Raw genomic sequence first — 14,552 nt, forward strand, 5'->3', positions numbered from 1 at the left:
AAGTCACTTACAAGAGTCGCTGAATCGGCGATGTGTGTAATGCGTCTTTTAACCTTATCAGGCCCTGTTCGTTCGCAATACCAAATCGTAGGGCGTCTTTTTCGTCGCATAAGCGCACGTAAATCCCTTGCTGGCATAAAGCGTCAAAAATTGCGGGGGCGTTGGGTGTGTGAACCGTTTTGAATAGCAACGTGCCATGCACAGGTTGTGTGAATAGTTGTTTCAATGTGCTTTGTAATGCGCTACTTAAACGCCAGAGTACAACCCTTTGTTCTTCTTGCCAGCGTTTATCTGCTAGTGCCTGTTCGCCAACGAAAAGCGCGGGGCCGCTTACCGCCCAAGGGCCTAATGATAAGGCCATTGCATTAAGCCAAGTTTCATTTGCCAGTACGAACCCTAAGCGGATACCTGCTAACCCGAAAAACTTGCCCACTGAGCGTAATATAATCAAGGCGTCGCTGTAGTCTTGGTGCTTAGTGCCTGCCTGCTGCGGAGTTGCGCTATTAAGTCGCCTAAATGCTTGCACCATGGATTCTTCCGGTGTTGCATCCATAAAGGCTTCGTCAATGATCAGAAGCCCTTGTTTGGCATGAATGTCTTTGTGTAATTGGTCGACGTACGCCTTTGGATAATGTTCACCCGTAGGATTATTTGGATTGATCAATAGCACAATATCCTTGTGCCCTATTTGGCCTAACTCAGTAACGTCAGTGTAATCGAGAGTTTGATACTGGTCTTTTTGCCATGCTTTGCGATGTTCTTGATAGCCTACTTTTGGCAGCCATACCCTGCTGCTAGCAAAGCCTCGGGCGCGGCAAAGTTGCGGTAGCATTTGAATGATGCTTTGGCTGCCAGGTGTTGGCAGCAAATGGTGGGTTTGATAGTAGCCACGTGCGGCGTGTAATAGCCCTTCGTTATTTTGTGGTAAACGTTGCCAGCAGGCGGTGGGAATTATGCCAACAGGATAAGCGATAGGCGCAATGCCGGTGGATAAATCAAGCCAGTCTTTTTCCTCTATGTGGTAACGCTGGGCCATGGTGCTTAATTGCCCGCCGTGCATTAATGGCTGTTCTGCATCAACGTGTGTCGCATCGCTTGGCGCACTTTTTAGTATATCGGTTGCCCCATCACCTGTTTGATTGACCTGTGTTGGAGCACGGGTTACAGCCGTTGTATTTTTATCCATAAAAATAAATCCTTTAGAAAATGATGCCGGTACTGAGGCCGTAAAAGCCGCATAGTGCGATTAGCCCTATCAACCCCAATAAACCACAAAGCAAAATGGCACTTGAAAATAGCCAGGCACTGCGCTGCACCAGGCGAATACTGCGCGGTATGTCGGTCAAGGTAACGCGCTCTCCACTGCCTAATATTGGGCTATGTACTGTGTTGCCTTGATATTGTGATGCTCCCCCAATTGTGAAGCCAAGCGCACCGGCGCCAGTGGCCATACAGCGACCGCCGTTTTTGCTCTTGTAGCCCTTAGCTTGCTGCCATGCGCGTGCTAAATGTGTGAAACGAATAGGTGCCGGAGCGGCCAATACATACAGTAGGGAGGTGCAATAAGCGCTTAACCAACCAAGATGGTCGTCCGTTCGGGCGGCCCACCAACCAAAGTGCAAAAAGCGCGGTGATTTATAGCCCCACATAGCATCAAGGGTATTGCTAAGACGATGAAGAACCGCCAGTGGAGCGCCGCCGATGGCAAAATAAAACAAGCTGGCTATCACGCCGTCATGACCATTTTCTAGCACAGATTCTACTGCGGCGCGGCTCATGTTGTTTGGCGTTAACTCGGTAGTATCTCGGCTAACCATATAGCTGGTGAAATGCCGCGCTTGGGCTAAATCTCCTTCTGCTAATGGCTGGTATATCTGCATGGCGTGCTCTTTGAGGCTTTGCATGCCAATAGCTAAATACAATATCGAGGCGTTTAATAAGAACATGCAGCCCGCTAGCAATACAGCGTCGTTGCTCATGGCATATTGCATGACGCCATAGTTGAGCACCCATAACGTCATTGGTAGAGGCAGGACAAGTATGAGCCAACACAGAGCACCTTTGAAGCGTGTTTTTACTAGGGATGTTTGCTGTGCAGTGAATAGTTGAGCGTTAGCTTTAGCCTCTAAGCGATTTGCTAAATGCCCAAACCCCACAAGGGGATGAAAGCGTTTAGGCTCACCTAATACTTTATCAAGCAGCAAGGCGAACAGCATTTGCGCGCCTATTACAGCCAAGCTTGAAAAAGATAGCATGGTCGCCACCCAAGCGCTGAGCTCAGTCAAGCAAGCCGCCCCATTCCAGCGTGTCATTTTGATAGCTAAGCAATATGCCTTGGGTGTTTGGGAGCAACATAGGCGGCCTAAATAAGCTCATTAAGCAGGCAATAGCGTCGCCATGGCTGATAACGAGCACATTGTGTTGCGCTTGTGATGGCTTGCTGTTTAGTGCTTTGGAATACGCGATACAGACGAGCGCTTTTTGCATTCGCTCGCGAACCGTGGCTGTGCTTTCACTCTGCTTTAGGTTGTTATTAAGGTCACGGCTGTCCGTTCGCTCAAGGCTGTTTTCTGGCTCAAGGCTATTATCTGGCTCTAGGCTGTTCGGCGGAGTGATGTGCGTTTGTTGGTAGCACAGCTGATTAAATGCATGGAATTCCGGTAATTGCTTTATGGGTTTGCCTTGCCAATCGCCTAAATGGCGTTCTGCTAAATCTGCAAAGTTTTGTGGCTCGAGGCGCAATGAGCCTTGTGCGCCATTGTTAAGTGCTTGGGCGCAAATGTCCGCCGTTTGCTGAGCGCGGCCAAGATGCGAACTAACGATATGGTTGATTTTCCAATGCTTGGCTTTCAACGCCAAGGCTCGTGCTTGCGCTATTCCCTTTGCGGTTAACGGGCTGTCTAAGTGCCCTTGTAATAACCCCTTGGCGTTAAATTCACTCTGCCCATGACGGCAAAGGTAAAAATGGACCGTATCAGGGTGAGCAGCGGTAATAGAGATCACGTATGCAAACTCGGTTAATGGGGTAACGGCGTATCAGTCTGGTAAAACTGACGGGCCTTATCGATTTGTTCGCACATCAGTGCCACTTCATCCAACATGCGGCTGGTCATGCGGTGTACTTTGTCAGCATTGGGGTGAAAGATAAAACCGTTCTTGGCTGCTGGAATGTGTTGCCACTGGGCCCAATTCAAAGCGTCAGGCGTATCGGAGGCGTGCTGCGTGGGTTGAATAATGACTTGTGGCAACGCCACTAGCACTTGCTCTAAACCGACAGACGGATAGTCATCGCTGGCGTTGGCAAACGGGTTTTTGGCACCACAAAGGGCTAATTGTTGTTGCGGCCATGCATTGTTTGCCACGGTGCGCAGTGGCCTAGACCAAAGCTCATAAAAGGTGCGCATAGGGGGCTTTTTGGCATAGCGCGCTTTGAGCCTGTCGAGCTGCGCCGTATATTGTGAAGCGGCCTGTTCGGCAACGTCTTCGCGCCCCGTAACCTGACCTAGCATGAGAAGTTCGTCACCGACCTGTGACAAGGTCCTAGGGTTTGAATATATAACCTTAATTTTGTACTGCTTCAGCCGTGCTAAATCATCTCCCGGATTACCGGTTTTCCAAGCAATCACTACGTCAGGCTGCAGCTGTACGATCTTTTCGATTTGTAGGCGGGCGTAGTTACCAATTTGTAGAATGTCTTTGGCCGCTTCTGGGTAATCTGCATGGGCGGTTGTGGCGATAATTTGCTGGCCCGCACCTACTTCAAAAAGCGATTCGACGATATGTGGCGCTAACGCAATAATGCGCAATTTCTGCCGTTTATCTTTGCTAAGCTGACTTATTTCATCAAAGATAGCGTCAGCTTCTGATATTTCAGATTGCGCTCTATTGCTTGGGTTGCTGGCCGCATTATTTACCTCATTGCCAGGCACATCATCAACAGCGGTATTAGCATCGGCACGTTCACTTTTAGTTGTTTCATATTGGGCAGAAACGCTTGATGCATTGAACGCTAGCACGACAATACAGGTTAACAGACAAACGAGCCTATTTTGCTTTGTCGGTGTCATTACCAATCAATTCCCTTTTGCGCCTTAATACCTGCTTCAAATGCATGCTTGATAGGGCGTACTTCGCTGACGGTGTCGGCTAATTCGATAACCGCCCGGTGACAGGCGCGGCCCGTTATTACCACATGCTGATTGGCAGGGCGATTTTCCAGAGCGGCTAATACGTCATCCAAATCGATGTATTTGTAGGTCAACATGTAGGTGATTTCATCGAGTAGCAGCAAATCGATGCTTGGGTCTTGCAAGCATGTTTTGCTAAATTCCCAAGCTTTTTGTGCTGCGGCTTTGTCGGTTTCCTTGTCTTGGGTTTCCCAAGTGAACCCCGTGCCCATAACGTGAAACTCCACGCCTAGTTTTTCTAATAAATCACGCTCGCCGCAGGGCCAAGTGCCTTTTACGTATTGTACGACACAAGCTTTTAAGCCATGACCGACTGCTCGGGCGACTGTGCCAAAACCCGAGGTAGACTTACCTTTGCCATTACCTGTGATGACAATCAATACACCTTTTTCGACTTGCGCGTTGGCGATACGCTCGTCCACTTTGGCTTTTTGCTGCTGCATACGTGCTTTATGGCGATGGTTTTCGTCTTTTTTTTCGTCTTTATTGTCGTTTGATGGGGTGTCAGACATAAGTTTATGCTCCCTCTTTGCTGTGGGTGGCCGCGCTGGAAAAAGACGGCGCGGTAAATTGTTGTTCGATAATGGTGTGAATGGCATCCCAGTTGAGATGCCCTTGGCACACCTGAGCTAAGCGCTCTATTTCGCGCTCTTGTTGCGCCCCGTAATCCTCGGCGAGTTCTGTATTGGCACCTGCCCAAGCAAGTATATGCTGCAAAGCCTGTGGTGAATCGAACAGGCCGTGTAAATAACTACCCGCAACTTGGTTGTCTTCACTGATACAGCCTTCATACTCGCCGTTGTTTAATAAGATCATCGGCTTGGCATTATCAGCTCGCACGCTAGTGCCTATGTGAATTTCGTAGCCTCGAATAGGTGCGCTGCCATTTTCATGGATTAATAAGTCTCCGTGACTTTGGGTAAGTTGTTTTTGTGCTTGTAATTGCGTGGTGATAGGCAAATAACCTAAGCCTTCGCTGGTGCCTGGCGTATCTTCAACGCCGCTGGGATCCGAAATACTTTGGCCCAACATTTGATAGCCACCGCAAATACCTAATACTTTACCGGAGTAGCGTAGGTGACGTTGTAAGCCTGCGTCCCATCGCATCTTTTTTAGCAATGCTAGGTCGGCACGCACATTCTTGCTACCCGGTAATATGATCAAATCACAGGCTGGAATAGGGCGGCCTTGGGCCACAAAGGTCAGTTTTACTTGGGGGTGTACGCGCAGCATATCGAAATCGGTGTGATTACTGATGCGTTTAAACACAGGAACACATATGTGTATTCGTATGTTTGTTTCATCTAAATTCTGTTCTGCTTGAATAGCGTCTTCAGCGGCCAATTGTAAGTTGTGAATATAGGGCAGTACACCTAACACCGGTTTTTTCGTTCGGTCTTCTAACCAGGTTAAACCTGACTCGAGTAGTTTGATGTCACCACGAAACTTGTTAATGACAAAGCCGACCACGCGGTTTTGTTCAGATTCTGACAGTAAATCTAATGTACCAACAAGTTGCGCGAATACGCCGCCGCGATCGATATCTGCCACTATGATCACTGGGCAATCAACCGCTTCGGCAAAGCCCATATTGGCGATGTCGCCTTTGCGTAAATTAATCTCCGCTGGGCTGCCTGCGCCTTCTACCACAATCACGTCGTACTCTTGCGTTAAGCATTGATGGGAACTGAGGACGGCTTGCATAGCGACTTTTTTGTAGTCATGGTATTTCTTGGCTTGCATGTCTGACACCGCTTTACCCTGAATGATCACCTGTGCGCCGGTATCTGAGCTTGGCTTGAGTAACACTGGGTTCATGTGGACGCTGGGCTCAACGCCGGCCGCTTGTGCTTGTACCGCTTGCGCACGGCCTATTTCACCGCCACCTTTAGTAACAGCGCTATTGAGGGCCATATTTTGTGGCTTAAAGGGAGCCACCCGAACGCCGCTGTTTTTCAGGCAGCGACAAAACCCTGCCACGAGCATGCTTTTACCTGCATCTGACGTAGTGCCTTGGATCATGATGGTCGCGCTTTTAGCGCTCATGCTTTTAGCGGCTGTGCTTTCAAAGGCTGTGCTTTTAACGATCATGCTTTTATAGGTCATGCATTTAGAGGTCATAGTGCGTTCTCGTTAAACGCTGGTTTGGCGATAAAGTTCACCACAGGAACCGCTTGCTCGTACTCTGCGATAGCGATACGCGTTAGGCTGGCATAGCCAATTTGCAACTTGGCGTACCAATCACCCTGTTGCCAATTTGCAGATAACACATCAGCTAAAATTTGGCGTATCACGCCGCCATGGCTAACCACTAAGCAGTTTTGCCCTTGGTGCTTAGTGGTTAAACGCTGCCAACAATTTACTACCCGTTGATGAAAACGTTCTAAGGATTCGGCGTTTGGTAAGGTGTTATGCATAGGCTCTTGCCAAAACGCATTTAGCTCAAGCCATTGCTCGCTTAAATCATCAAAGGGGATACCGTCATACAAACCAAAATCACACTCTTGAAGGTCGTCTTCAATCACCAGTGGTACGGATAAAAATTCAGCGAATGCCTTGGCAAAATGCAGGCAACGCAGCCGAGGGGATGAAATGATGACATCCACTTTTGACGTTTTTTGCATTTGCGCTTGCATAGCGTGTAAACCTTGTTCACTAAGGGGAATGTCGGTCTTGCCATAAAGTGCGCTAGGGCCATCAACTTGACCATGGCGCAGCAAATTGAACGTGGTTGCTGCGCCATGGTCAAGTTGATGGCTACCCACTGAACGGCTGCTCAGTGCAGGGCTATCGCCAGTATTGTTATTCACAGCGACATGATTCACCGCGTTATCATTCGCTGCGCTATCTTTCACAGGTTTGCTACTCATTTTTGAGGACTCTTTAATGCCATGGGTAACCCTGCGGCAACAAAGGTGACGTGATCTGCAATACTTGCCACAGCTTGATTCAACCAACCCGCTTGATCAACAAACTCTCGAGTGACTTCCCCCATGGGGATAACGCCCAAGCCAACTTCATTTGCCACCATAATTATACTTGATTCACTGGCGCGAAGGGCTTGGGTGAAGCCTTGAAATAGGATGCTGAAATCTTGTTGTGGTTGATGGTAAAGCTGGTTGTTGAGCCAAAGGGTTAAACAGTCGATGAGCAGTATCGGCTGATCGCTATCAGTTGTAACGCCCTTATCTGAATAGAGCTCGATGTACTCAGTTAAATTCAGAGGCACTTCAGCTAACGCCCAATGTGCTGGGCGCTCCTGTTGATGGCGCATAATACGCTTGCTCATTTCTGTGTCTGTCGCGGTGGCGGTAGCGACAAAGGTGACATTTTTGCCGGATTGTTGGCTTAGAGCGAGGGCTTGTTGCAACGCAAAGTTTGATTTGCCAGAGCGAGCACCGCCAATAATTAAATGCAGCATTGTTCAGCTCTCCAACAAAATATTTGTAATGACTCAACGCGACGTTTGAGGGGCAAGTTTAAGACTGTTTTTATCAATAGGACGTTCATAAAAGAAAGCCTATGGTCTGCTCATTCACTGTTTTAGGTAACGTGATAATCAACAGAAGATAGATGAGTAACTCTTGGGTTTGTTGAGCAAAGCCTAAGCAGTCCCCTGTATAGCCATCAATGTGCTTTTTAAACCAATGTTTAAGGGCAAAGCGCAGCACACATGCACTGACTATGACGAGTATTGCACTGGATAGTGGTAACCATAGTACCGCAGGTACACTTGAGGCGAGCAGCCAAAGTAACACCCGAGGTTGCATAGGCTGTGCTAACGAGTCACTTTTACTGTTATCACTATTTTTGCGTGCATAGGCGAGGTGTTGCACATGCGAAATAGCCAACCCGCGAGACAAAGGGTAGGCAATGGCTAGGGCCAGCAGTAGGTGCTGATCCGCGGCTAGCGAGCTCAGCAGTATAAACTTGCTCAATAGCGCACAAATCAGTGCGCACGTGCCGTATGTGCCAATTTGGCTGTCTTTCATGATGGTCAACTTGCGCGTGATACTCTGACCCCCCCAAAAACCGTCGGCCGTATCTGCTAGGCCATCTTCATGTATTGCACCCGTTAGCATTAAACTAAATATAATAAGCAAGCATACTGTCGGTTCTCGTCCTAAATAGGGCAGCATGAAGCAGTAAAATGCGCTTAATAAAGCAGCCAGCAGCCAGCCAACTAATGGGAAATATCGTCCCGCTTGGTGCAATTTTTGTGGGCTGTAATCAATTGCAGTCGGCACAGGTAAGCGGGTGAAAAAACTCACTGCTAATAGTATTAAATTGAACTGATAGTTTAAAAATCGAGTCATGTTCGTCTTTATTTCGCTAACGTGGTGCTAGTCATTTATACCGTCACGCCAGCGCTCTCAAATGTGGCCATATCATTGTAGAAACTGGCTGCTGCTTGCAGCAAGGGTAAAGCCAGCGCTGCACCAGTGCCCTCGCCAAGGCGCAAGCCTAAAGACAATAGCGGCCGAGCGTCTAATTGAGCCAACACTTGCTGGTGGGCATATTCTGCTGAACAGTGGGCAAATAGCATATAATCCCGTGCGCGCGGCGCAATACGCACGGCAATCAGCGCTGCTACACTGACAATGAATCCATCCACTAAGATGCTTTTACCGGCTTTAGCGGTTTCGAGTATGGCACCCACAATTTGTGCGATTTCAAAACCACCTACTTCCATCAGTGCGGTTTTAGGGGTAAAGGCCTTTGTGCCGTGGGCTTTATTGACTCGCTCTAAAGCATCTTCGATGAGCTGAATTTTTTTCGTTAATTGTTCATCCGTTATGCCTGTGCCTTTGCCTGTTGTGTGCTGTGGGCTCAACCCGCAAATGAGGGATAACAAGGCTGATGCACTACTGGTATTGCCAATGCCCATTTCGCCAAATGCCAGCACATTGCTGCCTTGGGCAATATGCTGTGCAGCAACGTTTGCGCCCATCGTCAGCGCTTGCTCTGCTTGGGCTGGTGTCATCGCAGCTTGTTTTGAAAAATCCGCCGTACCTTGGCCTATTTGCTGTTCAATCAACATATTGCTTGCTGACAGACGGGCATTGCCGCTCACTGGGCTGAGCATACCGGCATCGACGACTTTCATCTGCCAGCCTAGCGTGGTGCTAAAGCAGTTGATTGCCGCGCCACCATTGAGAAAATTGCTCACCATTTGCTGGGTGACGTCAGATGGGGCAATACTGATGCCATTGGCGGCAATGCCGTGATCGGCGGCAAATACCAGCATAACTGGCTTATTTATGACGATTCGGGTGTCAATACGGCTGCCTGTTTGCGAGAGGCTTTGTTGTATTTGAGCAAGCTGGCGAGCGAGATCTTCAAGCTGGCCTAGGGCCCCTAAGGGTTTAGTTTTATTGTTAATTCGCTCATCTATATCGCTGAGGTTACTGGTATCGACGGGGGATATTTGCCAGTGAGACTGATCGAATACGGATGAAGATAATGAGTGTTGTTGTTCTGACATTTTTTGTGCCTTCCTTGATGTCTTGTGAACTGGCTTTATCGCTTCTTGCATTGAGCGTGAGGGTGCTTTCTCTGAGTCTACAGATGCTGGCGCTGCAGTTACTTCAGGATCTAACATATGTGTTGTTCCAATCGTGATTTGGTTGGGTTCTTAATATTTATTTCTCGAGCGCCATTTTCTCTATTTTCTTGATTGCCCCGATTTTCTCTATTTGCACTATTTGGACTATGCATTGTTTTCATGCCTGTCGCTGACGAATAGCGAGTAAGAAAAACACGCTGCCGATGGCTGAAGTGATAATGCCGATAGGGATTTCTTGGTCTGAAAGGGCCGAGCGGGCAACGATATCAACTAGCACCATAAAACTGCCGCCGATGAGTACACAGCCTAAAATTAAAGCGCGGCTCGTCACCCCAACCCAGCGTCGCACAATATGGGGGATAAGTAAGCCAACGAACCCAATGCCGCCGCAGTAAGCCACAATGCACGCGGTTAGTGCAGCGCAAATACCTAAAGCCATTAAGCGAAGAGCGGTGACGTTAATGCCTAGGGTTTTGGCATTTTCGTCGCCTAGCAAGAGGGCATCTAAGCGCCGACCGAAAAGTAACAGCAGTACCACGCTGCCCATAACCACGGGTAGCATGATCCAGGCGTACCACATTTCAGTGCGAGCAAGACTGCCCATTAACCAGAAAATAACTTTGTTTGCAGCGAAAGGGTCGCCTAAAAACAGTAAAAAGTGACTCAGAGCACTGAGCATAAATGACACCGCCACACCGGCTAACAGCATGTGCTCGCCGCGCCCTCCAAAAGATGTTGCGGCCAGCGCTTGGACTAAGGTAACGGCAAATACTGCGCCTAAAAAGGCGGCGACCGGCAGTGCGATTGAAAAAGGCACATCAGGCAACATACCGAATATCGTTAAGGTTTCGCCTATTTGACTGTCAAACAACAGTGTTGCGATACTCGCTCCGAGCCCTGCGCCAGATACCACACCGAATAGGTAAGGATCAGCCAATCCGTTGCGGGTAATGTTTTGCAATGTGGCCCCGGCAACAGCAAGGCCTGCGCCAACTAAAAAGCCCACGAGCACTCTAGGTAAGCGAATCTCCCAAAATATTAGCGCGTTAACGTCAGTGCTACACTGGTCAACTATGCAGTGATACAGTTCAGATGCAGGCAAGTCTGCAGCACCAAAAAATATGCCGATAATGGGCGAGAGTACCGCAAGTACAAATAGCAACGACCAGCGGTTAGTCATTTCAATTTGCCCTTCTTATCGCTTACTTCTTTGTGTGCTTCTTTATGTGATTTGTTACTCGCTTCGCTTGAATGCACTTTTGACTGTTGTGTTACCTCAGGCAGAGAAGGGCGCTCTTGTTCATCGGGAGGGTAAAAGTCTACCCGTAGATTTTCGGTCACTTCATCGCGGCGAATACGACAAGGAATGTTAAAAACGTGCTCTAACGTTGTCGCTTTTAGCACACTCTCAACTGGCCCTTGTGCGATCATCTTGCCGTCATTTAGTAAACATAAGTGATCGCAGTAACTGGCGGCTAAATTAATATCATGCAAACTCATCACTACGGTCATTTGTTGCTGATGGGCGAGGGTGCGCAGTAACTTAAGTACTTGGTGTTGATAATAAATATCTAGGTGATTGACGGGCTCATCTAACACAATGAGCGCCGCTTTTTGGACTAATGCCCGGGCGATCAATCCCCGTTGTTGCTCACCTCCTGACAGTGAGCTAAACGTTTGATGCGTTTTATCGCTAAGGCCTACCTTGGCGATTGATGCCGCGAGGTGTTGGTGATCTTGCTCGGTTTCCCGAGACAACAACGTTTTATGGGGTAGCCAACCCATGCGCACAATTTGTTGCAAGCTCAAAGCGAATACACTTTCATTTAATTGATTGACCACAGCAATTTGCCGAGCGCGTTCGAGTGGGCTGTATTCTTCAAGTGCTTTGCCGCACCAATCCACTTGGTTTTTACTGGCTGTTTGGCCGGATAACATCTTTAGCAAGCTGGTTTTACCGGCACCATTAGGGCCGAGCACACCCAGCACTTTGCCGCGCTCAAGGGAGAGATTAATGTCAGACAAAATACTTTTGTGCGCTATCTGGTAGGAGAGCTGTTTCGCCTGTAGGTTAGCTGAATTTGGCATGGCACCTGTATTGTCATATCGATCAAAATACGATCTAAAGGGGGAATACACAGTGCGCTCAGTATCACATACTAAAAGGACAATCTGTTATTCACGTATTCCCGCGTGAAAATAATTAAAGGGTGAATAAGGCTGGTATCTGACTTACAAGCACTCGAGCGATTATCCTCGACACGTGGCTTGTTTACAGTTGCGGGTACAGTTCTGGTATCACACCAGATTCCCATTTAATTTACGCCTTCGTCATATTCGTTAAATCCGAAATAAACACAGCATAAAACCTATATATGGCGCGCAATATAGCAAGTAAATTGACCATCTACGAGCGGTAAATGTCAGTGGGTAAAATACCTACCTGGTGAATGCGGTGACTCCTATCCTGAAGAATTGACTGCCAGTAAATGCGCGAATTTGGCCAATTGATCAAGATCTTACATTACCAGGCCATACTTGTAATTGAAAATCATTCTCATTAACTGTATGGTGTGCGCCTTTCCGGCCCTTATATTAGTAGGATGTTTATTTCATGGCTCGTAATGCAGCTTCACTTGGTTGTTTTTTATCCGGTATCACCGCTTTAGGATTAAGCTCTGGTGTTTTAGCTCAGCAACCCAGCGATGACATTGAGCATTTAGAAGTGACTGGGCGAGCACAGCAGTTTTATTTAGACACCCGCACGAAGTTAGGCACTAAGACTGATGCCGATTTACTTGATATACCCATGTCAGCGCAAGTGCTTACCGCTCAGCTGATTTCTGACCAAGCGGCGCGAGATATCACCGATTTATATCGCTCTATCGCTGGGGTCAGTGAATACAGTTATTCAGGGGTGACATTTCGCGGTTTTCGCGATGATGGCAATGTTTTTTATGATGGTGTAAGAGGTGATCCTTATTCAGGATTCAGCGTGCCTGATTTATTTAATGTTGATCGGGTTGAGGTGCTAAAAGGCCCAGCTGCTGCACTGTATGGTGGTGGCGAGCCCGGTGGCATGATCAACTATGTGACCAAAAAGCCAACCTTCAATGAAAGCGCAGAAATTAATCTGACGTTAGGTAACTTCGACTTGCACGGTATTTCAGGGGAAGCGACGGGAGCATTAACCGACACCACAGCATATCGTTTGGGCGGCTTTTATGAAGCCCAAGATAGCTTTCGTAACAATGCTGATATGGAAAACATCGAACTTGCTGGGGGGCTATTACATGATTTCAGTGACGATACCCGATTAACCACCACTTTTGATTACATAGTGCAGAATCTTGGTGGGCACAGACTGCGAGGCGTGCCGGTGGACGATAACGGTAATTTTTTGGTTGATCGCACCTACAACGCCAATGAAAAAAGTGATTACCAAGATCTTGAAGCTTGGGTTGTGCAGTCTGAACTTGAGCACGTATTTAGTGATGCGTTTAGCGTGAATTCAACCTTACGCTTGATGACTAATGAGCGTGATCAGGCCTATCACGAATCGCGCAGTTGGGTTGATGTTAACGGCGACAGTGAAGCAAACATTGATGATGAAACCATTCGCCGAGAATATCGGGATCAATACAGAGCCAATGATGAAATTAGCTTAACCACTGATTTTGTTTATGATTTTAGTGTTGCTGGCATGCAGCACCAATTATTGTTTGGTGGTGATTGGCATTACATAGACACTGATTACGAGTATCTGCGCGCCCGCTACGAAGCCGATGGCGTGGGTAACCTGAATATATTCAACCTTAATTATGGTGAAACCGACCCGGATAGCTACAACCTGACGGATCAAAATCGCGATGGCATCAGGCGTAATCGCCAAGGCTTGTACGTGCAAGACATGCTGCAACTGGGCGACAAGTGGACGCTGATGTTAGGGGCGCGGTTTGATCACTTTGAAGAGCGTGATAAACAAAGCGCCTTTGAGTATGGCGATCAAGATGTTTCTTATCGTGCTGGGATTAGCTTTAAACCACTTGAAGATATGTCATTTTATGCGAATTACTCTGAAAGTTTTAATCCTGTAGATGCCACAGACCAAGCTGATGCGAGTGTGACAGATCTTGAGCCTGTTACTGGGGACTCAATTGAAGTCGGTGTGAAAAATGAATGGTTAGGCGGTAGCATTCTGACCACCTTGGCGGTGTATCACATCAACAAAGAGAATTTGATCGCCAGTAACCCTAATTTTATTGAAGGCGAGAATGAGGACACTGAATCAGCCTTGATAAACTTTGGCAACGTGGAAAGTGACGGCGCTGAGTTTACGCTTGTGGGGGATATTACGGATGAGCTGAGCATCACTGCCAACTATGCATACAATGACACCATAGTGGTTGACGGCAGTTCAAGCAACACCTTTGGGGCAGGGGATCGCTTTGTAAATGCGCCGCGACAGCAAGCTGGTTTATGGGGGCGTTACGCTATACATAGCATCAATTCGTCAATTGCATTGGGCGTTAATTACGTCAGTGAGCAAATCAGCTCTGACGCCCAAAAGGTCAAGGCATTTACTGTATTTGACGCGAGTTGGACTACCAAGTGGGACAATATACTCCTTAGCGTAAACGTGAATAATTTGTTTGATAAAGAATATGCCGTGAGCGGTTTCAGCGAACGTAATGGCCATTTCCCAGGGCAACCTAGAGAAGTGATTGCTCAGTTGAAATACAGTTTTTAATCTAGATTGGGGCGAGAGCTGAGCTAGCACGGGCATTAGAGTAAAAAAT

13 protein-coding genes and 1 riboswitch are annotated in these 14,552 nt (G+C 47.8%); of the genes, 1 reads left to right on the top strand and 12 read right to left on the bottom strand.

The window, feature by feature from the left end:
- Positions 1-7: 7 nt before the first annotated feature.
- The 12 genes from cobD to PATL_RS05825 form a co-directional block, all read right to left on the bottom strand.
- Positions 8-1,186 (bottom strand): threonine-phosphate decarboxylase CobD, encoded by a 1,179-nt coding sequence (cobD, locus tag PATL_RS05770; RefSeq protein WP_081429924.1) that lies wholly within the window; start codon positions 1,184-1,186, stop codon positions 8-10.
- A gap of 13 nt (positions 1,187-1,199) precedes the next feature.
- A complete protein-coding gene (locus tag PATL_RS05775) occupies positions 1,200-2,312 on the bottom strand; it encodes a cobalamin biosynthesis protein CobD/CbiB (protein ID WP_157043396.1) in 1,113 nt (370 codons plus the stop codon).
- Entirely contained in the window at positions 2,278-3,003 is a 726-nt protein-coding gene (locus tag PATL_RS05780) for a histidine phosphatase family protein (RefSeq protein WP_011573993.1), read from the bottom strand. Before PATL_RS05780 ends, PATL_RS05775 begins: the two co-directional genes overlap by 35 nt.
- Positions 3,004-3,017: 14 nt before the next feature.
- A complete protein-coding gene (locus PATL_RS05785; RefSeq protein ID WP_011573994.1) occupies positions 3,018-4,067 on the bottom strand; it encodes a cobalamin-binding protein in 1,050 nt (349 codons plus the stop codon).
- Positions 4,067-4,699 (bottom strand): cob(I)yrinic acid a,c-diamide adenosyltransferase, encoded by a 633-nt coding sequence (cobO, locus tag PATL_RS05790; protein WP_011573995.1) that lies wholly within the window; start codon positions 4,697-4,699, stop codon positions 4,067-4,069. Before cobO ends, PATL_RS05785 begins: the two co-directional genes overlap by 1 nt.
- Positions 4,700-4,703: 4 nt before the next feature.
- The gene (locus tag PATL_RS05795) at positions 4,704-6,233 is read right to left on the bottom strand and encodes a cobyric acid synthase (protein WP_041714264.1); all 1,530 of its coding nucleotides are present in this window, start codon (positions 6,231-6,233) and stop codon (positions 4,704-4,706) included.
- A 71-nt stretch (positions 6,234-6,304) separates the two neighbouring features.
- Positions 6,305-7,057 (bottom strand): alpha-ribazole phosphatase family protein, encoded by a 753-nt coding sequence (gene cobC / locus PATL_RS05800; RefSeq protein WP_232283290.1) that lies wholly within the window; start codon positions 7,055-7,057, stop codon positions 6,305-6,307.
- Entirely contained in the window at positions 7,054-7,608 is a 555-nt protein-coding gene (cobU, locus tag PATL_RS05805; RefSeq protein WP_011573998.1) for a bifunctional adenosylcobinamide kinase/adenosylcobinamide-phosphate guanylyltransferase, read from the bottom strand. The genes cobC and cobU overlap by 4 nt, the downstream gene beginning before the upstream one ends.
- An 85-nt stretch (positions 7,609-7,693) precedes the next feature.
- The gene (locus PATL_RS05810; RefSeq protein ID WP_011573999.1) at positions 7,694-8,503 is read right to left on the bottom strand and encodes an adenosylcobinamide-GDP ribazoletransferase; all 810 of its coding nucleotides are present in this window, start codon (positions 8,501-8,503) and stop codon (positions 7,694-7,696) included.
- A gap of 35 nt (positions 8,504-8,538) precedes the next feature.
- A complete protein-coding gene (cobT, locus tag PATL_RS05815; RefSeq protein ID WP_232283291.1) occupies positions 8,539-9,789 on the bottom strand; it encodes a nicotinate-nucleotide--dimethylbenzimidazole phosphoribosyltransferase in 1,251 nt (416 codons plus the stop codon).
- A gap of 121 nt (positions 9,790-9,910) precedes the next feature.
- The gene (locus tag PATL_RS05820; RefSeq protein WP_011574001.1) at positions 9,911-10,933 is read right to left on the bottom strand and encodes a FecCD family ABC transporter permease; all 1,023 of its coding nucleotides are present in this window, start codon (positions 10,931-10,933) and stop codon (positions 9,911-9,913) included.
- On the bottom strand, positions 10,930-11,841 hold the full coding sequence (locus PATL_RS05825; protein WP_011574002.1) for an ABC transporter ATP-binding protein: 912 nt from the start codon (positions 11,839-11,841) through the stop codon (positions 10,930-10,932). Before PATL_RS05825 ends, PATL_RS05820 begins: the two co-directional genes overlap by 4 nt.
- Positions 11,842-11,953: 112 nt before the next feature.
- Positions 11,954-12,098: riboswitch (cobalamin riboswitch) on the bottom strand.
- Between the two features lie 269 nt (positions 12,099-12,367).
- Here PATL_RS05825 and PATL_RS05830 point away from each other — a divergent pair.
- Entirely contained in the window at positions 12,368-14,503 is a 2,136-nt protein-coding gene (locus tag PATL_RS05830) for a TonB-dependent siderophore receptor (protein WP_011574003.1), read from the top strand.
- Positions 14,504-14,552: the final 49 nt, after the last annotated feature.

This window comes from Paraglaciecola sp. T6c, from assembly GCF_000014225.1.
In the GTDB taxonomy this organism is placed as follows: domain Bacteria; phylum Pseudomonadota; class Gammaproteobacteria; order Enterobacterales; family Alteromonadaceae; genus Paraglaciecola; species Paraglaciecola atlantica_A.

Bases quoted from the DNA above. Each gene is read 5' to 3' on its own strand.
- PATL_RS05820 (WP_011574001.1), bottom strand. From the start codon at position 10,933: ATGACTAACCGCTGGTCGTTGCTATTTGTACTTGCGGTACTCTCGCCC.
- PATL_RS05830 (WP_011574003.1), top strand. From the start codon at position 12,368: ATGGCTCGTAATGCAGCTTCACTTGGTTGTTTTTTATCCGGTATCACC.
- cobC (WP_232283290.1), bottom strand. From the start codon at position 7,057: ATGAGTAGCAAACCTGTGAAAGATAGCGCAGCGAATGATAACGCGGTG.
- cobD (WP_081429924.1), bottom strand. From the start codon at position 1,186: ATGGATAAAAATACAACGGCTGTAACCCGTGCTCCAACACAGGTCAAT.
- cobU (WP_011573998.1), bottom strand. From the start codon at position 7,608: ATGCTGCATTTAATTATTGGCGGTGCTCGCTCTGGCAAATCAAACTTT.
- PATL_RS05775 (WP_157043396.1), bottom strand. From the start codon at position 2,312: ATGACACGCTGGAATGGGGCGGCTTGCTTGACTGAGCTCAGCGCTTGG.
- PATL_RS05825 (WP_011574002.1), bottom strand. From the start codon at position 11,841: ATGCCAAATTCAGCTAACCTACAGGCGAAACAGCTCTCCTACCAGATA.
- PATL_RS05785 (WP_011573994.1), bottom strand. From the start codon at position 4,067: ATGACACCGACAAAGCAAAATAGGCTCGTTTGTCTGTTAACCTGTATT.
- PATL_RS05795 (WP_041714264.1), bottom strand. From the start codon at position 6,233: ATGAGCGCTAAAAGCGCGACCATCATGATCCAAGGCACTACGTCAGAT.
- PATL_RS05810 (WP_011573999.1), bottom strand. From the start codon at position 8,503: ATGACTCGATTTTTAAACTATCAGTTCAATTTAATACTATTAGCAGTG.
- cobO (WP_011573995.1), bottom strand. From the start codon at position 4,699: ATGTCTGACACCCCATCAAACGACAATAAAGACGAAAAAAAAGACGAA.
- cobT (WP_232283291.1), bottom strand. From the start codon at position 9,789: ATGTTAGATCCTGAAGTAACTGCAGCGCCAGCATCTGTAGACTCAGAG.